Annotated in this window: 19 protein-coding genes and 9 pseudogenes; 19 read left to right on the top strand and 9 right to left on the bottom strand. The window is 69.0% G+C overall.

All coding sequences use genetic code 11. The annotated features are described in order from the left end of the window. Positions 1-49: 49 nt before the first annotated feature. Together ACIQ5Y_RS15125 and ACIQ5Y_RS15120 are read left to right on the top strand one after the other, a co-directional pair. Positions 50-1,177, top strand: coding sequence for a hypothetical protein (locus ACIQ5Y_RS15125; protein WP_403879809.1), 1,128 nt, complete (start codon positions 50-52; stop codon positions 1,175-1,177). Then, positions 1,174-2,340 (top strand): glycosyltransferase family 4 protein, encoded by a 1,167-nt coding sequence (locus tag ACIQ5Y_RS15120; protein ID WP_403879807.1) that lies wholly within the window; start codon positions 1,174-1,176, stop codon positions 2,338-2,340. Before ACIQ5Y_RS15125 ends, ACIQ5Y_RS15120 begins: the two co-directional genes overlap by 4 nt. Before the next feature lie 300 nt (positions 2,341-2,640). Here the strand turns inward: ACIQ5Y_RS15120 and ACIQ5Y_RS15115 are convergent, their stop codons facing one another. Then, positions 2,641-3,039, bottom strand: coding sequence for a hypothetical protein (locus ACIQ5Y_RS15115; protein ID WP_403879805.1), 399 nt, complete (start codon positions 3,037-3,039; stop codon positions 2,641-2,643). A gap of 124 nt (positions 3,040-3,163) precedes the next feature. Here ACIQ5Y_RS15115 and ACIQ5Y_RS15110 point away from each other — a divergent pair. From ACIQ5Y_RS15110 to ACIQ5Y_RS15085, 6 genes and pseudogenes are all read left to right on the top strand, one after another. After that, a pseudogene (locus ACIQ5Y_RS15110) lies at positions 3,164-3,319 on the top strand (transposase); the annotation flags it as partial. 211 nt (positions 3,320-3,530) lie between these two features. Beyond that, a pseudogene (locus ACIQ5Y_RS15105) lies at positions 3,531-3,773 on the top strand (IS630 family transposase); the annotation flags it as partial. 530 nt (positions 3,774-4,303) lie between these two features. After that, positions 4,304-4,969, top strand: coding sequence for a DUF998 domain-containing protein (locus ACIQ5Y_RS15100; RefSeq protein ID WP_403879803.1), 666 nt, complete (start codon positions 4,304-4,306; stop codon positions 4,967-4,969). A 7-nt stretch (positions 4,970-4,976) separates the two neighbouring features. Continuing rightward, the gene (locus ACIQ5Y_RS15095) at positions 4,977-6,164 is read left to right on the top strand and encodes a sensor histidine kinase (RefSeq protein ID WP_403879801.1); all 1,188 of its coding nucleotides are present in this window, start codon (positions 4,977-4,979) and stop codon (positions 6,162-6,164) included. Beyond that, complete coding sequence (locus ACIQ5Y_RS15090; RefSeq protein WP_403879799.1) at positions 6,161-6,826, top strand: response regulator; 666 nt, start codon at positions 6,161-6,163, stop codon at positions 6,824-6,826. The genes ACIQ5Y_RS15095 and ACIQ5Y_RS15090 overlap by 4 nt, the downstream gene beginning before the upstream one ends. A gap of 205 nt (positions 6,827-7,031) precedes the next feature. Then, positions 7,032-7,532, top strand: a pseudogene (locus ACIQ5Y_RS15085) (helix-turn-helix domain-containing protein); the annotation flags it as partial. A gap of 15 nt (positions 7,533-7,547) precedes the next feature. Here ACIQ5Y_RS15085 and pyrF read toward each other — a convergent pair. The 4 genes and pseudogenes from pyrF to ACIQ5Y_RS15065 form a co-directional block, all read right to left on the bottom strand. Continuing rightward, the gene (pyrF, locus tag ACIQ5Y_RS15080) at positions 7,548-8,243 is read right to left on the bottom strand and encodes an orotidine-5'-phosphate decarboxylase (RefSeq protein ID WP_403879798.1); all 696 of its coding nucleotides are present in this window, start codon (positions 8,241-8,243) and stop codon (positions 7,548-7,550) included. Positions 8,244-8,481: 238 nt separating this feature from the next. Then, positions 8,482-8,955: a hypothetical protein gene (locus tag ACIQ5Y_RS15075; protein ID WP_403879796.1), complete on the bottom strand. Its 474-nt coding sequence runs from the start codon at positions 8,953-8,955 to the stop codon at positions 8,482-8,484. Positions 8,956-9,036: 81 nt separating this feature from the next. Further along, positions 9,037-9,469: pseudogene (locus ACIQ5Y_RS15070) on the bottom strand (hypothetical protein); the annotation flags it as partial. Next, the gene (locus ACIQ5Y_RS15065; protein ID WP_403879998.1) at positions 9,436-9,636 is read right to left on the bottom strand and encodes a DUF6233 domain-containing protein; all 201 of its coding nucleotides are present in this window, start codon (positions 9,634-9,636) and stop codon (positions 9,436-9,438) included. The gene ACIQ5Y_RS15065 and the pseudogene ACIQ5Y_RS15070, both read right to left, overlap by 34 nt. A 248-nt stretch (positions 9,637-9,884) precedes the next feature. Between ACIQ5Y_RS15065 and ACIQ5Y_RS15060 the strand changes: the two are divergent. The 3 genes and pseudogenes from ACIQ5Y_RS15060 to ACIQ5Y_RS15050 form a co-directional block, all read left to right on the top strand. Next, positions 9,885-10,055 (top strand): annotated as a pseudogene (locus tag ACIQ5Y_RS15060) (cobalt ABC transporter ATP-binding protein); the annotation flags it as partial. Between the two features lie 144 nt (positions 10,056-10,199). Next, positions 10,200-10,700 carry a hypothetical protein gene (locus ACIQ5Y_RS15055; RefSeq protein ID WP_403879794.1) on the top strand — a complete coding sequence of 167 codons (501 nt, stop codon included), beginning with the start codon at positions 10,200-10,202 and terminating at the stop codon, positions 10,698-10,700. A 106-nt stretch (positions 10,701-10,806) separates the two neighbouring features. After that, positions 10,807-10,959 (top strand): annotated as a pseudogene (locus tag ACIQ5Y_RS15050) (IS5/IS1182 family transposase); the annotation flags it as partial. A 771-nt stretch (positions 10,960-11,730) separates the two neighbouring features. Here ACIQ5Y_RS15050 and ACIQ5Y_RS15045 read toward each other — a convergent pair. The 3 genes and pseudogenes from ACIQ5Y_RS15045 to ACIQ5Y_RS15035 form a co-directional block, all read right to left on the bottom strand. Then, positions 11,731-12,054, bottom strand: coding sequence for a hypothetical protein (locus tag ACIQ5Y_RS15045; RefSeq protein ID WP_403879793.1), 324 nt, complete (start codon positions 12,052-12,054; stop codon positions 11,731-11,733). Between the two features lie 8 nt (positions 12,055-12,062). Then, positions 12,063-12,684: pseudogene (locus tag ACIQ5Y_RS15040) on the bottom strand (transposase). A gap of 59 nt (positions 12,685-12,743) precedes the next feature. Next, a pseudogene (locus ACIQ5Y_RS15035) lies at positions 12,744-12,977 on the bottom strand (ISKra4 family transposase); the annotation flags it as partial. Between the two features lie 46 nt (positions 12,978-13,023). Here ACIQ5Y_RS15035 and ACIQ5Y_RS15030 point away from each other — a divergent pair. The 7 genes and pseudogenes from ACIQ5Y_RS15030 to ACIQ5Y_RS15000 all read left to right on the top strand — a co-directional run bounded on the left by ACIQ5Y_RS15030 (position 13,024) and on the right by ACIQ5Y_RS15000 (position 17,607). Further along, complete coding sequence (locus tag ACIQ5Y_RS15030) at positions 13,024-13,326, top strand: hypothetical protein (RefSeq protein ID WP_403879791.1); 303 nt, start codon at positions 13,024-13,026, stop codon at positions 13,324-13,326. A 93-nt stretch (positions 13,327-13,419) separates the two neighbouring features. After that, positions 13,420-14,019 (top strand): hypothetical protein, encoded by a 600-nt coding sequence (locus ACIQ5Y_RS15025; RefSeq protein ID WP_403879789.1) that lies wholly within the window; start codon positions 13,420-13,422, stop codon positions 14,017-14,019. Between the two features lie 134 nt (positions 14,020-14,153). Next, positions 14,154-14,654 (top strand): hypothetical protein, encoded by a 501-nt coding sequence (locus ACIQ5Y_RS15020; RefSeq protein ID WP_403879787.1) that lies wholly within the window; start codon positions 14,154-14,156, stop codon positions 14,652-14,654. Positions 14,655-14,738: 84 nt separating this feature from the next. Further along, positions 14,739-15,149, top strand: a complete 411-nt coding sequence (locus ACIQ5Y_RS15015; protein WP_403879785.1) for a hypothetical protein — start codon at positions 14,739-14,741, stop codon at positions 15,147-15,149. Positions 15,150-15,153: 4 nt separating this feature from the next. Further along, a complete protein-coding gene (locus ACIQ5Y_RS15010) occupies positions 15,154-15,612 on the top strand; it encodes a hypothetical protein (protein WP_403879783.1) in 459 nt (152 codons plus the stop codon). A 217-nt stretch (positions 15,613-15,829) separates the two neighbouring features. Further along, positions 15,830-16,633: a methyltransferase domain-containing protein gene (locus ACIQ5Y_RS15005; protein WP_403879781.1), complete on the top strand. Its 804-nt coding sequence runs from the start codon at positions 15,830-15,832 to the stop codon at positions 16,631-16,633. Positions 16,634-16,672: 39 nt separating this feature from the next. Further along, positions 16,673-17,607 (top strand): annotated as a pseudogene (locus ACIQ5Y_RS15000) (IS630 family transposase). A gap of 34 nt (positions 17,608-17,641) precedes the next feature. On the opposite strand, the gene ACIQ5Y_RS14995 reads toward ACIQ5Y_RS15000, so the two are convergent. After that, on the bottom strand, positions 17,642-18,178 hold the full coding sequence (locus ACIQ5Y_RS14995) for an SMI1/KNR4 family protein (RefSeq protein WP_403879780.1): 537 nt from the start codon (positions 18,176-18,178) through the stop codon (positions 17,642-17,644). 582 nt (positions 18,179-18,760) lie between these two features. On the opposite strand from ACIQ5Y_RS14995, the gene ACIQ5Y_RS14990 reads away from it, so the two are divergent. Then, on the top strand, positions 18,761-19,954 hold the full coding sequence (locus tag ACIQ5Y_RS14990) for a HEAT repeat domain-containing protein (protein WP_403879778.1): 1,194 nt from the start codon (positions 18,761-18,763) through the stop codon (positions 19,952-19,954). The last annotated feature ends 142 nt before the right edge of the window (positions 19,955-20,096 follow it).

Below are 20,096 nucleotides of genomic sequence, written 5' to 3'. Positions count from 1 at the left end.
GAGCCTCGGTTGACGTTCTCCGGCCCGAGCATTCCTAGTGTCGGTGGACATGACGAAGAACCTCGAACGGTACGTGCGGCACGCCCGGTGCGTACGCCATGAGCGGTACGCGTGGGCCGGCTGTGCACTCGTCGCGCTGGGGCTCGCCCTGGTCTCGGATCTGGGGCCGCATCGCATGTGGGGCGTGATGGCGGGGACGGGCTACGGTGTCGCGGCGGCCCTGGCTTGCGGTGAGCGCTCGCGCGCCGCCGCCCGGTCGGTTGCGGTGGCGGGTGCCGTCGTGGTGCCGCTGGTCTCGTCGGTGGCGGCCGGACTCGGGCAGTCGGAGGTCGCGGTCGTCGAGCGGTCGGGGCTGCTTCTGCTCGCGACTGGCAGCCCGTACGCCGCCGCCCCCGCGGCCGTCGCCGACTTCAACCCCTACCTGCCCGGAACGGCGCTCTTCGGCGTGCTGCCCGGGGATCCGCGCTGGTGGCTGGGCGGCGTGTTCGTGGCGGCCCTCGTCGCGGCCGGCATGTACAGGGCCCGGTTGCTCGCCTGCCCTCTGATCGCGCTGCCCCTCGCGGTGGGTGGGACCGACCTTCCGGTCGCCGGCCTGATGTGCCTCGGCATCGTCCTCGCCGGTCAGGGTCGGCCGGGCCGCGCGGGGCTGGCGCTCGGCGCCGGCGCCGCGCTCAAGTGGACGGCTTGGCCCGCACTGCCCGTGGCACTGGCACTGATCGCGGTGGTCCAGGGCGGCCGGCCCGCGCTGCGGTACGCGGCCGTGTCCCTGTCCACCGCGGCGGCGGCAGTGCTGCCCTTCGCTCTCTCCGACCCCGCCGGCTTCTACCGGAGCGTGATCGCCTTCCCGTTGGGCCTCACCGGTACTGCCTCACCAGCCGCGAGCCCGCTCCCCGGCCATCTGCTCGCGACGTACGCCCCCGGCGGCAAGGTGATCGCGCTCGCGCTCCTCGCGGTGAGCGCGCTGCTGATCGTGGTGTCGCTGGCGGCACGGCCGCCGGTGACGACACGGGCGGCGGCCGTCCGGCTCGCGCTCGGGCTGGGCCTGGCGATGGCCCTGATGCCCTCGACCCGCTTCGGCTACCTGGTCTATCCGGTGACGCTCGGGGCGCTGGCGTACCGGATGCGGCAGCGGCGCAGTACCCCCGCCACTCCTTCCAAGGAAGTCGCCGCCGCATGAAGCGCGAATCCGGAGCCCGCACGCTGATCATCACCAACGATTTTCCGCCCCGGCAGGGCGGCATAGAGACGTTCGTCCGCGAACTGGCCGACCGTTTCCCACCCGACGAGGTGGTCGTCTTCACCTCGTCGGCGGACCCGGCCGCAGCGGAGCCGGTACCAGACGAGTCCTTTCCGTACCCCGTGATACGCCACCGGGCACGCACCCTCCTGCCCACCCCCCGGGCCGCCGCGCACGCCGCCTCCGTGGACCGCCGGTACGGCTGCGACCGGGTGTGGTTCGGTGCGGCGGCACCGCTCGGCCTGATGGCGGGCCGACTGCGCCGGGCGACTGACCTCCGTACCGTCGTCGCCACCACGCACGGCCACGAGGTGTGGTGGGCCCGTACCCCCGGGGCCAGGGCGCTGCTGCGCCGCATCGGCACGGAGGTCGACGCCCTCACGTGGCTGGGCGAGAGCACCCGGCGGCCGATCGAGGCGGCCCTCACCCCCGGAACCCGCACCGCGCGCCTGGTCCCCGGTGTGGACACCATGGCCTTCCGCCCCTTCCTGGACGGCGGCCCGGTGCGGACCCGCTACGGGTTGGGCCGTCGCCCCGTGATCCTGTGCGCGGCCCGACTGGTCCCGCGCAAGGGCCAGGACACCCTGATCAGGGCGCTGCCCTGGATCCGCAGGGCACTCCCGGACGCCATGCTCCTGCTGGTCGGCGACGGTCCTTACGCCGCCGAACTGCGCCGACTCGCCCTGGCCGAAGGCGTCATGGACGCGGTCGTCTTCGCAGGCGGTCACCCCCACGACACCCTCCCCTCCTTCTACGCCGCCGCCGACGCCTTCGCCATGCCCTGCCGCACCCGCCACCGCGGCCTGGAGGTGGAAGGTCTGGGCATCGTCTACCTGGAGGCCGCCGCGTCCGGACTCCCCGTCCTGGCGGGAGACTCGGGCGGGGCCCCCGACGCGGTACGCGAGGGCGAGACCGGCTACGTCGTCGACGGCCGATCGGTTGCGGCGGCGGCGGACCGCCTGACCAGACTCCTCCGCAACCCCGGACTCGCCCGTGAGATGGGAGAGAAGGGCCGCGACTGGGTCCAGAAGGAATGGACCTGGGACCGCTCCTACGCGACTCTGGCAAGCTTGCTCAACCCAACGGGAACCGACGGGCCGTGACGGCTTGGACAATGACAAAGCCCCAGGTTGTTGACCTGGGGCTTTGTTGTGGAACGGATGACGGGAATCGGACCCGCGCCATCCGTACGACCCGGACGCGTCCACGACCTGACCCTGGGGCCTTGCCCATCGCGTCATCCGGCTGCGAACGCCAGTGTGTGCCTGTCCTCGCCGACCGGATGTGGCGGGCTCAAGGCCGTCCCCAGGAGGGACGTGCCGGGGGTATGGCACGGCCGAAGGGTGTTGTCCGAGGTGTGCCGATCACCACCGGCGGGACTGGTGGCGAACAAAACGCCTTGATCAGTACGGGAGCTTGCAGAGCCGCTGAGTAGCGCTGTAATTCTTGCAGTACCGCACGTCCATGTGGAACGTCCACAGGTTGAAGTAGTCGCTGGCATTTATCGTGACGACCTGGTCCTCTTTGAACCAGTAGTTGGGCGCGTATCCGCACCGACCGCCCCAGTCGAGCTTGAAGTCCGGGGTCTGGACGAGCTGGTTCTTCTCGTTGTAGCCGACGACGTTCGCGCTCCCGAAAATACCTTCGGTGCAGACGATGACCTCATAGTTCTTCGCTGTGCCGGCTGCGGTCGCCGAGCCTGCGAAGACTCCGATCAGTGGTAGTGCCGCCGCAAGCGCAACAAGAGCCCGGCGTACACGCATGATGTCCGTCCCTTCCCTCAAGGCTGACAGTTCGGGCATACAGCATCGCCCGTTCTTGGATACTAACCATGAAAATCAACTGTTTTCGTGGCCTCTTTCAGACACATTTGGCACACGCGCCCCTGTTGCCCTGAGTCGTTGACTCGTGTGCAGTACGCGACGAGAGCGGGCGGCATGGTCGGCGACCGGGGACCCGGGCTCCCGTGATGTGCGGGAGGTCGTGAACGCGATCTTCTACCAGAACCGGACGGGCTGTCAGTGGAGGCTCCTGCCGCACGAATTTCCGGCCTGGTCGGCGGTGTTCTACTACTTCACCCTGAGTCCTGCGTCTGCTGCAGGCCGAACACGACGAGGCCGCGGACCGCACCGAGAACCTGCGCGGGCAGATCGGACGGCTCACCACTGCCCTTGGCGAGGCCGAGGCCCGCCTGGCCGATCTCGCCTCGACCCGGACGTGACCGCTACCAGAAACGGACTTAACGTCCTCTCAGTCCTGACGGCGAGGACCTCGTCGTCCCGACGGCCACCACGGCCGCGAGGCATTACGGGGTCTGCTCGCCCGACGCGGCATCACCTTCCAGCGCACCAAGACCTGTAAGGAGTCCCCGGACCCCGACCGTGACGCCAAGCTCGACCGCATCGAGCACGTGCTGGAGCGCTTCCCGGACCGGGTGTTCGCGTTCGACGAGTTCGGACCGCTCGGCATTCGACCCACGGGTGCGTCGTGCTGGGCCGAGCAGGGCAGTAGGCCCGAGCGATACCCCGCGACCTACCTGCCCAACGGCCACTGACCAGCGCCGCATGGGCAGTAGGCCCGACCAGGAGCAGTACCGTGCCGGCATGGCAAGCAAGCGGCAACCCTACTGGCGCACCCTCGGGACACCAACGACTCTCGTCCTGTACCGAACCCTGGACGGGTGGCGGTACGCCGTCTACTTCACCGGACCAGCCGGCGTCGCCGACGGAGCGCTCGCCGATCCCGCGTCCTCGTCCGAGCCGGACACCGCGCAGGCGGCCCTCCTCCGGAAGGCAGAAGAACTCACCCGCCGACAGCTCGACGTCCTCTGGTGCGAAACCGATCAACCGGGCTGGTGTACCGGCACGGTCACCAGCGCAGGCCCACGTCCCCCTGCCTAATCCCGGCGAACCAAAGCCAGAGCAACCAGTGCTTACACCGAATGGTGCAGCTGCTCCGACGACGACACCGTCCGGTGTACAAGCAGATGTCAGCGTCGGGACGACGCGGCCGCCCCCATCCCCTCCGTAGGTTCTGGATCACCGGAACGACACCGAGGAGGACGGCATGACAGCGACGAACACGGCTCCGGCAGCGGGAGTACGGGCTCCGCTCACCCTGATCGGCATCGGGGCCCTGGCGATGGCTGCGGTGGAGGCGCTCAACCCGGAGTACGACCTGGTGAGCGAGACCCTCAGCCGCTACGTACACGGCACAGCCGGCCGGCTGCTCCCGGTGGCCCTGCTGGCCGTAGGCGCCGCCTCCGCCGTCCTCGTGGTACGGCTGGGCGCCAGGACCCGGCGGGCGGGTCGGGCTGCGATCGTGGTGTGGACGGCCGGCATCCTGGTCGCGGCCCTCTTCCCGGCGGACCCGCCCGGTCACTGGAGCCGCCCCTCCCTCTCCGAACTCGTACACGGCAACGCCGCCTTCCTCGCCTTCGCCGCCCTGCCGACCGCTGCGGTACTGCTCCGCAGGACGCTCGCGGCCCGGCAGCGGCAGGCCCTGCGCACAGCGCTGAACGCCCTCACCATGGCCTCGGCCACCCTTACCGCGGCGCTTGCGGTCTTCTTGGTCGACGTGATGGACGGCGGCCCTTCGCTGGGATTCGGCGACACCCCCACGCTTGTCGGTCTTGTCGAACGTCTGGTACTCGCGGCTGACTTGGGGTGGGTCGCACTTGCCCTGGCCGCGGCGGGCACCCGCAACGAGCAGGGGCGGGACCGTCATGCATGATCGGCGCATGGACCGACCTCCCGTTCCCGCCCCTGCCGACCCCCGCGCGGTACGGCTGGTTGACGGGCTTCTCGCGGCCGGCACCGCCGTCGCCGTCCTGGCGGGCGCCGCCCGGTTCGGCGGCCGACTCGACGCCGCGGGAGCCCTGCCGCTCGCCCTTTGGCTGGGTCTGCTGCTTCTGGCGCGTCGCCGGTGGCCGCTCGTCGTGCTGCTGTTGAGCGTGCAGGCCGTCGTCGTGTTGCGTACCTCCGGACTCACCGACGGCGGCTGGGTGTGGCCGGTCTCAGCTGCCTACGCCACCCTGGCCGCCGACGACCGGCCCGGCCGCCCCGGCCTTCCGTGGGCGGGTGGCGTCGGCCTCGCCGAACTCGCCTTCGCCGCGGCCTGGGAGACAACGGCGGGTGGCGCCACCCCGCGCGAGGTCCTCATCTCCCTGGGCGCCGAGGCCCTGTGGCTCGCGGTGCTCCTCGCCTCCGCGACCGCATACCGCAACCATCTCCGCTGGCGTGCCGAACTCGACGAGCGCCTGCTGCGAGCCGCGAGGGAACGGGACCTGGAGGCCGACCGGCGATTCGCGGAGGCCCGCCTGGACATCGCCCGCGAACTGCACGACGTCGTCGGGCACACCCTCACCGTCGTCGGGATCCATCTCCGGGTCGCGGCCGAAGCCCTGCACGACTCGCCGGAGGAGGCGCGGGCCTCGCTCACCACCGCCCAGCAGGTCCGTACCAAGGCAGTACGGGACCTCCGCGCGCTCGTCCACGTGCTGCGCGCGCCGGGGGAGGCCTCTGAAGACCCCGCGGCAGGAGTCTGCGAGGTCGCGGCGCTCGTCGACCGGGTGCGGTCGGCGGAGCTGGACATCCGGCTGGAGACGGCCGGCGACCTTGCTGCCATCCCGGCACCGGTGTCCTTCGCCGTCCACCGGATCGTCCAGGAGGCGCTGACCAATACGGTCCGCCACGCCGGGGCGTCTCGTGCCGATGTCACCGTCCGGCTGGTCGGCGGGCGGGTGGAGGTGCATGTCACCGACGACGGCCGGACCGCAGCGCAGATATCGGGGGCGGTCGGACACGGGGTGCGCGGGATGGACGAGCGGGTCCGGGCGCTCGGCGGCGACTTCTCCGCCGGACCGCACGGCCAGGGCGACGGATGGCTCGTGCGAGCCGTCATCCCTGTGCCAGGCTTCCACCCATGACGATCAAGGTTCTCCTCGCCGACGACCAGGCTTTGGTGCGGGCCGGGTTCGGCAGCCTCCTCGCTCGCGCCGCGGACATAGAGGTTGTCGGGGAGGCGGGCACGGGGGATGAGGCGGTCCGCTCCGTCCGTGCCGTCCGCCCCGACGTTGTCCTCATGGACATCCGCATGCCAGGGACGGACGGCCTCACCGCCACCCGCCTGATCGTGGAGGATCCTGAACTGGCGGGCTGCCGGGTCATCGTCCTTACCACCTTCGAGACCGACGAGTACGTCTTCGCGGCCCTCCGCGCAGGCGCCAGCGGCTTCCTCACCAAGGAGATCGAACCGGACGACCTGCGCCAGGCCGTCCGGGCGGTAGCGGCCGGCGACGCGTTGCTCTCGCCGAGCGCGACCCGACGGGTGATCGAGGAGTTCGCGCACCGTCCGGCAGCCCCCACCGACACTGCCGAGCGGCTCGCCGTACTCACCGCGAGGGAAGTCGAGGTGACCCGCCTGATCGCGACCGGGCTGTCCAACGACCAGATCGCTTCACAGCTCTCCATCAGCCCGCTCACCGCCAAGACCCACGTCACCCGCGCGATCGCCAAGCTCGGCGTCCGCGACCGCGCCCAACTGGTGATCCTCGCCTATGAGACGGGCCTGGTCCGCGCCAGCGGCTAGTGCTGTGACCGGGAAGGTTCACCGGGTTGCTGGTCCCGCGGTGGCGGGGCTGGTGCCGGTTGGATGTTGCTGTCACGTCCAACCGGCATGGGAGGCTCGGTGGCACAACGGGTCAGGGCCCCGCGGACTGACCGATCAGGAAGGGCAGAAGCTTCAGCGGATCGTGCGTCGGGGCAGTACCAGCACGGTGCGCCATCGGCGGGCGATGATGCTGCCGGCCTCGGCCGGCGGGAACAGCGTCCCCGTCATCGCGCGCTTGGTCCAGGCGGACGAGGACACCGTGCGCGATGTGATCCACCGGTCCAACAAGATAGGGCTGGCCTGCCTGGACCCTCGGTGGGCGGAAGGCCGTCCCCGCCTGCCGACTCCTGACGACGAAGACTTCGTCGTCCAGACGGCCACCACCCGCCCGACGAAACGGGGCAAGCCCTTCACCCGCTGGTCGGTCCGGATACTCGCCGATCATTTGCGCCGGAACGTCTCACATCCGATCCGGATCGGACGCGAGGCCCTGCGCTGTCCGCTCGCCCGCCACTCAGTGACCCTCCAACGCACCAAGACCTGGAAGGAATCCACCGACCCGGACTACGACGCCAAGCTGGACCGCATCTAGTACGCACTCACCCAACGGCCCGACCGCACCTTCGCCTTCGACGAGTTCGGACCACTGGGCATCCGCCCCACGGCCAGGTCCTGCTGGGCGAAAGGTGGGTGCTTGCGGTCACAGCCCCAAGTCGGCGCGGACGAGCCGGAACGCTGCTACGGGGTCTTCGGCTCGGGTGACGGCCCGGCCCACGATGATGTGTGACGCACCGGCAGCGATGGCAGCACGCGGCGTCCCGGGGCGGGCGTGCTCGGCCTGGGATTCACCGGGCAGGGTGACTCCCGGCGTGACGATCAGGGATCTGGATCCCAGTACTCCCCGCAACTGCGCGGCTTCCTGCGGCGATGCGATCACGCCATGGCATCCAGCGCGGTTCGCCAGCCGGGCCAGGCGCAGCACCTGCTCCTCCGTCGAGGCATCGACCCCGAGGTCAGCGAGGTCGGAGCCGGTCATGCTGGTCACGACGGTCAGGGCCAGGACGCGCAGGCGAGGAAAGTCGCGAGCCGCCGCGACGGCGGCGGCCATGATGTCGGTGCCGCCCATGCCGTGCACCGTCACCATCGAAGCGCCCAGTGTGCCTGCCGCACGGACCGCGCCGGCAACGGAGGTCGGGATCTCGAAGAGCTTCAGGTCCAGGAACACCTCATTGCCCCGGGCTACGAGGTGCTTGACGAGATCGGGTCCCGCCGCCGTGAGCAGCTCCAGGCCGACCTTGTAGAAACGGCATTCATCACCCAGACGGTCGACGACCTCCTCAGCCGCTCGACGGCTGTCGAAATCCAAGGCGACGATGATCCGATTGGTTGACTCCACGGCGCCATTGTCACCCAGCATGCCGATCGACCCATGGACGGGTTGCCTCAACCCCACCGACCAACCCGGTGAACCTTCCCGGTCAGAGCACTGGGTTCCAAAGCTCCTCGATCGCGGCGTCCGCCAACGGACCGCCGGCCTTCCGCAGCGGATTCAGCAACTCGTCGGTCCACTTCGTCTCAGCTTGCCGTTCGACCTCGGCGAGCGGGCTGGCTGCGTGTGCGGAGGACTTGCTTGCCTATGAGTTGTCGGGGCAGTCAGCCTCGGTCCAGCTCGCGACGAGATCACGGCAGACGATGGTGAGTGAGCCGTTCCAGAACGCAATCTCGTGGCTGCAACCGTTCTGGTGGGGCAGGATCTCGTCAAGGATTACGGTCCCGAGGCCTGCCCAGTCGTTGTCCTCAACGCCTCCGGCGTCAAAGCCGGAGACGCCTGCATAGCGGATGACCAGGTCTTCGTCGTGCTTCCAGCAGTTGTGCCGGAACTGGATCTCCATCTGCTGGTCATCAGCTCCGACATTGCGGATGCATTGGACCTCCAGGTCCTTCACGCACCGCTTGCTGGAGAAGTCGTAGTGCTCCGAGGCAGTCGCGAAGCCCCGGGCGCCGACTGGTAGAGCGTCAGCCAGCGAGGGCAGACGCTCCAGGTACCGAGCAGGAGATATGACGCCTGACAGGTTGCCGACCTGTGCGTCCAGGTTGATGTACTGCATCGTCCTTCGTCCTTCGTCCCCGCTCGTTCCTCTGTTGGCAAACGAATCGTCGCACGATCACCACGCCGTCGGCCCGGAGATTCACGCTGCTGTACTCGGTTCTGAGCTGCGTCGGGGTTTGGTGCCGACCTTGTGGTGTGCGGGGCGTGTGTAGGCGTCGCCGATGGCGAGGACTCGTCCGGCGTCGTAGCGGATGGCGGGCTGTCGGTTCTTCGAGCCGAGCGGGCGGCCGGGCGAGGCAGAGCCGGGCGATTGCGGCCAGGACGAGCTTGCTCACCCCACGCGGCTTGCCGCGTCAGCCGGGGGTGCAGCCGGTCCCACGCCTGCGCGGTCGCCGTCCCGCACAGGTTGGTGTTGGTGACGGTGACCGCGGTGGCCTCGCCCCACGTGGCTGGGTCGCCGAAGGCGAACTCGCCGCCATGCTCGGGCGGGCGGCCGCCTTGCGGCGGGCAGATCACGGCGCCGGGACGGGCTTGCGCATCACCTGGTCCGAGCGGAGCCAGCCGAGGATCTCCCGGTCGATGCGGACCCGGCGACGCCCGCCCTCGGCGCCCGGCGGGTAGCGGTGTCGGGGCGGCAGCGGATGCACGCGGGGATGTCCTGGGCCAGGAGCTGCCGGATCTGCTCGGGGGTGGCGAGGGAGCAGCGCTTGCCGGTGTCCCAGCAGTGTCCGGCGTGCAGGTGGACAGGGGGCCGGCCGGTGCCGATTCTGCGCTCGATCAGCTACGCGGGCGGCTCCTTAGGGCGGCAGCCTCCGGGGGGCGAGGGCTTCGCGCTCCTCGGCGACGGCGAGGCCCTGCTCCGCACGGCCGGGTTCGCCGCGCAGGTAGGTCACCAGGGTTCGCAGTCGAGGCAGGTCGGGCGGCAGATAAATGGCTGCACATTCATCAATCAGGCTCTCGGGAGACGCCGGGGAGCGCCCGACCGGGGTCACCCACTGCCAGCCGCACACCCTGGAGCTCTGCCCGCGCTTGGTCGTCCTCAGCGAGGGCGTCATCGCCGCCGACGGGCCGAAGGGCGGGATCGTCGCCGACGAGGAGCTCATGGCCCGGCATCGCCTGGAGCTGCCGTTCGGCTTCGTGCCGAGCTCCGCCGCCTGACTTTGGTCCGACCGGCTGGATGTGCCGGAGGTTCGTGCCGGGGTGCTCCGCAGCGCGGCGGAGTCGAGGTTATGAAGGGAATCGAACGGGATCGGATGGAAGTTCGCCATCCGGTTATTCCCGAACATCAACCTCAGGAGTCGCATGATGCGCCCCATCAGAGCGGCCTGCCTCGGCACGGCCACGCTGGTCACCCTCCTCGCCTGCACCCCCGTCGCGGCCGCCGCGACGGACACCGGTTCCGCCCAGGCCGGGGGTAAGGGCCGGACCATCACAGTCCTGGCCGAGGTCGAGCAGCTGACCCGCTTCCCCGTCACCCCCCGCAGCGTCTCGCAGGGCGATCAAGTCGTCGTCCGCTCGAAACTCTCCGACGAGGCGGGCAACAAGGTCGGCGAGACCCACGGCAGCTGCGTCACCACCCGGGGCGGCACTGATGAAGCGGAGCAGTGCCTCGTGACCTACACCCTCCCGGGCGGCCAGATCACCACGCAGGGGGTGTACTTCAACTACCTCGACCAAGGTCCCTTCGACAGCGCGATCACTGGCGGCACCGGGGAGTACAAGAAGGCTCGCGGCTGGGTCCACTCCGTCACGATCGCCACAACCCCCAAGGTCGTGAGGCGCTTCACGATCCACCTCGTCTGACGGACCCCGACGTCCACCTGACCCCGGAATCCGGCCTTCTCCCCTCGCGTCGCACCATAGGAGACGGTCGTAGGAAAGGAAGTGCGGGTCAAGGGGACGTCCAGGGCGGCTCACTCTTCAGATCGTCAATCGCACCGACGACATGAGCGGGTTCGGGGTGCTTCCACGCAGGTGGATGGTGGAGAGGACGCTGAGCTGGCTGATGCCCTTGCGGCGCCTTGCCCGGGACTACGAGCCTCGGCCCGAAAGCAGGGAAGCCGCCGTCTCGCCCGCCCCCGGAGTTGAAACGTCACCCGGCAGCCCGCCTCGGCGTGAACCCCCCCGGGCCGCTCCTCAGCCAGCCAGCCCCGCTCCACCAGCCGCTTCCCCCTCAACTGCACCCCTCGACCTTAGCCGGCACCGCTTCCAGGCCCAGCCGCCCGGCCAACGCCCCTGCCCACAGCCCAGACCACCCGGCCTCCGCCGCCAGTACGCCCATCAGTCGCAAGCCATCGACGACCCTTGGCATCCCCGACAACGTGACGGCCCGGCTTTCCCTCACTGCTGCGGAGTTCATGCCTGACCAGGGGAAACCCACCGATCACGTCAGGAAAACAACGGCTCATCAGGCTCGGGACAGGGCTTTCGCTCTCAATAGGTCCTGACGAAAGCCTCTACCATCCGGGACTACGCAACGGGCGGGTACCTGCTCGTCATTCAGCGCCATGGCCGCACTTGGAACCGTCCTTGCGACCTTGGAGTCAGGCTGAGCACGGGGATCAGCGCCACCATCCCGCGATTACGGCGGCCGGCCGACCACAGGGTGCGAAGGATCGGGCTCCCCGGCACCGACCGGCCCCTCGTCCCGGAAGCGGACGCAACCAGCTACGGCGGCCCCGAGCTCACCGAGCGGTACAAGGTTGGGAAGCGTACCGCCCAGGGGCTGCCTCTCGCCGCTCGCGAGCGTGTGGCCGGCGAAGTCCGAGGTGGTACTCATGGACTGCCGCTCCGGGACGGCCTTGCGGTGTGGCCGCGGGAGTAAGAGGTCATCTCATTTGGTGGCTACGTGTGGTGAATCCGCGACAAGTCGAGCCATCTCGTGCAGGCGGTGCCAGTACTCAGGGTCGTCCGCTTCGCTGACTACGGGTATGACCCGGTCCAGGCGGGCGATGCAGCGGAGCAGACCGCTTTGACCTCCCGCGTCGAGCCGGCCGCCGTTCTCGACCCAGATGAATATCCAGCCTGCTGTGTCCGAGTCCAGCATCACCAGGTCGAAGCCGGCCCGGTCCGCACCGGCCAATCTGCGAGGGAAGGGAAGTTTCACGAACTCTTGGTACAGGCGTGATACGGCCTCAAGCACAGTTTCTTTGCTCACACGTGCCATCATGGCGCAGCCTTTACAGCGCATGGAGTCGGCTTGAGTCTGCGATAGCAGATGAGGGTGCAGGCGATGCTGGTGCAGGCGAAGAAGTGCTCGCCTGTGCGTGCGTGCGTAGCGGCGGTGGAGGCGGCGGCAGCCGGCGAGCCAGGACATGGCGCGCTCGATGGTCCAGCGGTGGCGACCCAGCCGGGTGGAGGACTCGATGCCTTCGCGTGCGATGCGGTGGGTAATGCCGCACCCGGGTATCCAGCGCCGCAGGTGGTCGTAGTCGTAGCCTTTGGCGCCATCCAGCTTTCCGGGCTTCCGGCGTCGCCGGCCACCGCGGGAGCGGATCGGGGAATGCCCTTCACCAGCGGGATCAGGGCCTGGCCGTCATGCAGATTCGCCCCGGAGATTCCGACGGACAGGGCCAGACCGGTTCGCTCGGTGATCAAGTGGATCTTTGCGCCGTACTTGCCCCGGTCGACAGGATTCGAGCCTTGCCACGAACACGATCGCCGCCAGAACCTCTCGATCACCATGCCGGCGCCGACCACCGCCCTGAGGCCGCGACGGCGCCACCCGCTGGAACAGATCCCGCAAGTCATCCGGCACCAGCCGATCAATGATCCCCACCACGACCAACAGCCTACCGAGACAACCAACTGTGATGGGTGCGGCTCCTTTCAAGGGAAGGCTGTTGATCAGGCGCCGAGTTGGTAGTGGTGCTGGTCGGGGTAGGTGCGCTGGTGCTCGCGGGTGTGGTGGTAGGCGAGGTAGGCGTCGAGGTCGCCGTTGGCGTGGACGGCGCGGAGTTTCAGGACGGCTTCGGCGCCGGCGAGGCCCCAGCGGGCTCCGGTGGTGTCGAGGCGGTCGCCGATCAAGTGCTTACAGGCTCCTTCGACCGAGCCGGTTGCGATCGGCCAGCCCTTCTTCAGGCAGTACTCGTACGAGGGCGGCCCGAAGGTGTGCCAGGACCGCATCATGTCCTACTACACCGGCCACGGCGTCCCTTGCGGCATCGAAGTCAGCGACCAGGACATCACCTACAACTTCCAGTGGTCCGACGGATCGTGGCACACCGTGCGCGGTGTCCTCGGCTACGACCCCAACTGGTGCGTCACCGGCGGCGACTCCGGAGGCCTCGTCTTCGGCATCAACAGCGACGGAACGCGTAACGCGCGCGGCATCGTGTCCGCAGGATCCGGCGACAGCAAGTGGATCTGGTGGACGGAGGCGACCGACGTCATCAACAACTTCAACGCGAAGCTGAACCCGTACACGTAACACCCCGGCACCGACCGGCGAGGGGCGCTCCTGGAACCAGGGGCGCCCTTCGCCCGTCCCACCACCGGACACCACCGAACACCAGGAGCACGCATGCGTAACCGGACACCCCGCATTACCGTCTCCCTGGCCTTCCTCGCCCTCACCGCCTGCACCCCGGCCGCCGACCGCACCCCGGACGCGGACACGACCACGGGCGCCCAGGTACCGGTACAAAACCGTGATGCCGGATGCGGCACGGCGATCGCAGGGCCGTTCAGCGACGGTGGCGGCCTGAAACTCGCCATCACCGCCACCGCCCGCACCGGCGACACCCTCACCGCCTCATGGTCCCTTACCTCCCCCCACCCGGACCACGCCATCACCATCCCCCTCACCCCCACCCGTCCGACCGCATTCCTCCTACGGGACGGGAAGGTGGTGGGGAAGAAGGCGGTGGCAGAAGCGAAGCCGGAGGCAGGTCTCCAGGTGCACCCGGTGGGGAAGACGCCGTACACGGGAACATCCGTCATCAACGACCTGTGCCCCGGAACCACGTGGCCGGACATCACCGCGAACCCGGTCCGGTACACGGTCACCGTCATCGCGTCGGATCCGGCGAAGCGGCCGACGGCGAAGGAGGTGGAGGCGACGCGCCCCTCCCTCCTCCCCGACCCCGTGTTGCAGGCATTCCAGCCGCTCCCGGCCGCATAGCCGACACCGCCCGATAGCAGTTGGGTGCGGCTCCTTTCCGGGGACAGTTGAGCTGGGGTTTCGCTGATTCGGGTGTGGCGGGGTGATGTCGTCTCTACCGTGCCGGTAGAGGAGGCGGTGCCGGATGGGCTCGTTTGATCGGGGAACTGGAAGAGCGGCAGGCTGCGGTGCGGTCCCGGGTGGCCGGACTCGAGCAGGAAATCGCCGCGTTGACCGTGCGGCTGGAGGACGAACGGAACCGGCTGGAACGGTTGACCGTGACGCGGGAGACGCTGGACGAGCTCGCGGCCGAGGGCGTGGCCGTCGATGCGGTGGCGCCGCTGTCGATGGAGGTCGAGCTGGTGGGCGGGGGCCGGGTGGTAGGGGTGCAGACCGTGACCGTCTGGCGGGAGGGGACGACCAGCGCGGATCTCCCGCCGGTCTACCGTGACATCGTGGACGTGATCGACGACGCGCCCGAACCAGTGCAGGCGAAGCAGATCGTCCCTCGGATCGGTCTGCCCGCGCAGACGTCGAAGATCGAGGGAAACCGGTCGAATCTGAAGCGTCTGGTCGAGCGGGGTTGGCTGGACGAACAGACGCCGGGTCTGTTCACCGCGTCGTCCCGCCGGACGGTGCCCGGTTCGGCGCGGTGAGCCAACTGCCGGTGAGGAAGGGGCTCTTCTCCCTACCGTCGTAGGTGCCAACCAGAACGACCGTCCAGAAGAAGAGCCCCTGTGATGGAACGCTACGACACCGATGATGTCCCTGACCCGTTTGCCTGCTCGATGGAGGCGGTGAAGTCGCTGGCAGCACGGCTGTCGGCACCCGAGACGGCCGCCTTGGCCCATGCCGCCGTGGAACATCTGCTCGATACGGACGGCCGGGAGATCCTGCGCCGTTTCTTCCAGGACTACCTCGACCTGCGTGCCTGGCGCGAGGAACACACCCCGCCCGACCGCGAGGTCCGCGGCGAGGGCGGCGAGATACGCCCGTACCGCGAGACGGGGCATGAACGGCAGCTGACCTGCCTGTTCGGCAAAGTCAGGGTGGCGCGGTGCGCCTGGCGCGGCCCGGGAAGGGCGAACGCGCACCCCGTGGACGCGACTCTGTCGGCACAGCCATGGGATCAAACGTCTCGCGGTCCGTGAGGCGGTGCGTGGTTCGTACTCGCAGGCCGTCGCGGCGGTCACGGACCGGTGCGGGAGGGTCCTCGGCAAGCGCCGGGCCGAGAGCCTGGTCGCCGAGGCCGCCGTCGACATCGACGCTTTCTACCACCACAAGATCGCGACTTTGTGCACGGCGGACATGCCGCTGGTCATCCAGGTCGACGGGAAGGGGGTGGTGATGCGGCCCGAAGCGTTGCGTGAGGCTACCCGCCGAGCCGCGGAGGCCAGGAAACGGCAAGGCCGGCAGGCTCGGCTGGCTCCCGGCGAGAAGCCGAACCGGAAGCGGATGGCGACGATCGCCTGCGTCCACGACACCGTCCCCGCCGTGCGCCGTCCGTACGACATCGTCCACCCGCGAGCACCAGCGCACCTACCCCGACCAGCACCACTACCAACTCGGCGCCTGATCAACAGCCTTCCCTTGAAAGGAGCCGCACCCAAATGAGATGGCGGCATCCCAGACCCGCGTGCCCCGGCCGTTTCGTCCGCAGTCCGGCGTGACGCGGGAGCCTTCGGGGGTCGGCGGTATATGGTGCGAAGTCGCTCGCGTGCTTGTGTGCCAGAATGCGGACCTCAAGCGACTGGCGGACCTAAGATGGATCCAACCATCGGGAAGCACACTCGCGGGAGCCGACCGCCTGGGCTGCCGCGCGGGTGCCGCCATGAACGATTTCAGCGATGTCGACCGCAGCGGTCGAGGTTCCGAACTCCTCGCCTACCTCGATGACGCGCATCAGGGTCTGTCCGAACCGAAGAACGCGATGCGGGCCGGGATGCCGGTATCACCGGGCCAGGACTTTCTGGACCTGGGCTGTGGCGCGGGACACGAACTGGTTGAGCTGGAGCGTGCCGGATGGCGGGCGATCGGCGTGGATTCCAGCGACGTGATGCTGGATGCGAGCCGGCGGCGGCTGGAAGCCCTGGGCCTTCCGGCACGCCTGGCCCGGGCCGATGCCCATCGCCTGCCCTTCGCCGACGCGTCTTTCGCGGGCTGCCGTATCGAACGCGTCCTGCAGCACGTGGACGATCCCGCCGCCGTTCTGGCGGAAGCCCACCGGGTCCTGCACCCGGACGGAAGGCTCGCGGCCTTGGAACCGGACTGGGAATCGCTTGTGCTGGCTTCCTCGGACACGGAGGCAGCCCGCGTCGTCACCGGCGCGGTCGGCCGCCACATTCCGCACCGTCAGATGGGCAGACAGCTGCGTCGCCTGTTGATCCAGGCGGGTTTCACCGATGTACGTACCGAGGTCGAGCTCATCGTCTACTCCTCATTGACCGAGCTCTCCCACGTCATCTCCCTGGAACGGGCCGCCAACGCCGCCTGGACCGGCGGGCTGATCCCGCGGAAGCGCGCTGAGGCTCTGCTGGCTGAGCAGATCGCGCTTTCGGAGTCCGGTGGGTTCCACGCCACGTTCCAGCGCTCGGTGATCGCCTGGGCGCGAAAGCCTCGCGCCGTGGAATGCTGACGCTTCGATGGCCAGGACTCGCTGGGGGCCTACTCGGAGATGGCCACTGGCTACTGCTTCAACGAGATCGGACTCGCATGCCTCAACCCTCAGTGGGCGGGAGGCCGTCCCCGCCTGCTGAACAGGGACGATGAGGACTTCGTCATCCAGACGGCCACCACCCGCCCCACCGTGCTGGGCAAGCCCTTCACCCGCTGGTCGGTCCGCGAACTGGTCGATCACCTGCGCAGGAACATGGCCCGGCCCGTCCTGATCGGCAGGGAGGCCCTGCGGTGCTTACTGGCCCGACGCGGGATCACCTTCCAGCGGACGGAGACCTGAAAGGAATCCCCGGACCCGGCCTTCGATATCAAGCTGGAGCGGATCGAGTACGCGCTCAACGCACGTCCGGACCGCACGTTCGCCTTCGACGAGTTCGGGCCGCTGGGCATTCGCCCCACCGCCGGTTCCTGCTGGGCCGAACACAGCCGCCCCGACCGGCTGCCGGCCACATACCGGCGAACGCACGGCATCACCTACTTCCACGGCTGCTACTCGGTCGGCGACGACCAGATGTGGGGTGTCAACCGGCGCCGCAAGGGCACCGATCACACCTGGGCCGCCCTGAGATCCATCCGTGCTGCCCGCCCGGACGGCGGCCCGATCTACGTGATCCTCGACAACCTCGCCGCCCACCTGAACTGGAGAATCCGCAGGTGGGCGGCCAGGAACAGGGTCGAGCTGTGCATCACACCCACCTACGCGTCCTGGGCCAACCCCATCGAGGCCCACTTCAGACCGCTGCGGCAGTTCACCCTGCCAACTCCGACCACAACCACACCGTCCAGACCCGGGCCCTGCACGCCTACCTGCGCCGGCGGAACAACAACGCCCGTCACCCCGATGTCCTGGCCGCCCAACGACGCGAACGCGCCCGCATCCGCAGCGAACGAGGTGTCCGTTGGGGCGGCAGACCACTGCAAACGGCAGCCTGACCGCCCGACCTGGTAACCCTTCCCGGGCACAGCACTACATGTCGAAGGGTTCGTAGCGGGCGTCGCCTCCGGGCCAGGCGTGGTCCATGAATGGTGCCCGGTCGAGGCCGTCGAAGCAGCGCATCAGGAAGTCGGTGAAGCTGCCGCTGGTGCGGTACCACTCTGCGCACTCGCTGCCGACCACGATCTCCCAGTTGCCCGGATCCGGGTGGCTGGCCAGGAAGTAGTACTCGCTGCTGTGCTCGTCGTGGCCCCAGCGGATGAGCCCATCAGGGTCGGGGTGGAAGGGGAAGGGGTAGAGGTTCTCCGACCCTCTGCGTGCGTCGCGCCAGCCCTCCAGGGACCAGAAGTCCTCGAGTTCGGCAGGGGTCATGAGACCAGTCGGCCGGTCGAGGTGGAGGTACCCGTCCAGGGTTCCAGGCCCGTACACGTCCATGAAAGACTTGTAGTCCGCGGGCAGCGTGACACCGAGGTGCTGTTCGGAGGCCTCCCAGACCTCTTGGCGCGGCCAGCCCCACGCCTCCTCCGGCTCACCGAGCAGTGCCTGGAGGCGTTCCAATGGCGATGGCATGTCTTCCCTCGTCCCTGGTATGTGACTGGCCGGGAAATATCATCAGGCCTCCCTCTGACAACACCGAGGGGCCCAGCGTCCTCAACCCGGCGAACCTTCCCGGCCACAGCACTGGTCTCGCCGTTCCGCCGCCGGCTACCTCGGATTCCCCCTGGGGCCAATCCATCCGGCCGCCGAACCTCTTCGCGCCCGACAGATGCAGCCAGGCAACGCCTAGGCATACCAGAGGGCCCTTCACCGCGTCGCCGAGGGCTCTGCCTCACGGACGAACCCGCCTCCGAGAGCCTGCACCACACTTTTGATGCTCTTGCCACCACCCAACTCGGGCACGCTATGGACGCCCTGCCGTGGATGACCGCCGCCGCCGGATCCGGTGAACCGGGACTTCTGCGCCGCGTTCGCCGCATGCTCCACCCCGAAGAGCCCGAACCGGACGATGACCCCTGGGCCGTCCTGATCTGAGCAACGCGTGACCGTTTGCGGCCCTCGGTCATGCTGCCTGCGTGGGCTGAGCTGGGTGTTCCCCGTTCGTCCCTCTTCTGAGAAAGGAGAGTTGTCGGTGGGTGCCGGCAGGGTGTGTGCATGACGGATAGCGAGAGTGCCCGCATGACGCGGATCCTGAGCGGATTGCCGACAGCCGCCCGGGAACTGCTGTTGGGGACAGACTGGGAGTCTCTCCATCACGCCTACGGCTCCGGCGAGGACATACCCGTCTCCCTGTGCTCCCTCGTGGACGAAGATTCCGAGGTTCGGTCCGAGGCGTTGGCCGCGTTGGACATGGGCGTGCTGCACCAGGGATCCCTGTACACCGTCACCGCGCCCGCGGCGCTGTTCGTCGCCATGCTCCTCGACCACCCCGTGGGTCTCGCCGAGCACGAGGGGCACTTTCCGTGGGACGACGGGCCGCCGCGTAGCTTGCGGGCCGCCCTGTTGGTCTGGCTGGGGCAGGTTGCCGAGTCTGCCGCCTATGGGGAGGATCCGGTGCGCGACCGAACGGACTGGGAGTGGGAGCCCTGGCACGAGGAGACGCGACGCGAGCACGATCCGGAGGAACTCGCCGCACTGCAGGCGTGCCGGGAGATACGCCCCACCCTGTACGACGCCGTCGAGCCGTTCCTCTCCTCTCCCGATCCCCACGTCCGCGAGGCCGCGCTCGGCGCCGCCATGCCACTTCTCCTCGCCCCAGGGCTCGCCGACCGGGTGCCGCCGGCCGCCACGCTGCTGCGGGCACGGCTGGGTCCCGTGGCGGGGCGACGGGAGCGAGCGAGCGTGGCGCGGGCGCTCGGCGTGTGGGGGATGGACACCTCCGACCTGCTCGCCGACTCCGACCCGGCTGTGCGGGTCTGCGCCGCGCTCGGGCCCGCCCAAGTTGATCGGCCACGCGCTCTCGCCGTCCTCCTCGACGCCCTGCGGGACCCGCGAACGACGGACGGCTGGTTCCCCGAGCCACTGCCCGGGCTCGACGGGTGGTTCCGGTTCACCGTGCTGCGCTCCGCGCTCGCCCTGGCCGAAACCTTCGAGGAGGTGGCACCAGTGGCGGTCGCCATCGTGGCCGCCAGCGGCACGTCGGTCACCGACCACGAACGCGGGCCGATCCTACTCAGAGCCTTTCCCGGCGGGTACGACCCGACCCACCCGCTCACCCCCGCCCAACGCAACCTGTTGCGGGCCTTCGTGGACACCGACGAGGCGACGGGCGGCATCGCCGGAAACGTGTTGTGGTTCCGCGCGGCCGGGCTGCCCGAGAGCCGGGAGGGCATCGCTGCGTTGCTGTGATCTTGCCTGCCACCACACCTGCACCCATGACGCTCCCCGCCCTGAGGCTGAGCATCGAAGTTGTCCACCCAGGCCATATGCGATGCACGGTCACAACTGCTGTGACTGTGCGCGATAGGTGGCCCTTTCACGGTTACCAGGA

Origin of the sequence: Streptomyces sp. NPDC096339 (assembly GCF_044762985.1) — a bacterium.
Lineage (GTDB): Bacteria > Actinomycetota > Actinomycetes > Streptomycetales > Streptomycetaceae > Streptomyces.
The sequence above is the reverse complement of the archived record's forward strand: the minus strand, read 5'-3'. Positions and strand labels throughout refer to the sequence as shown.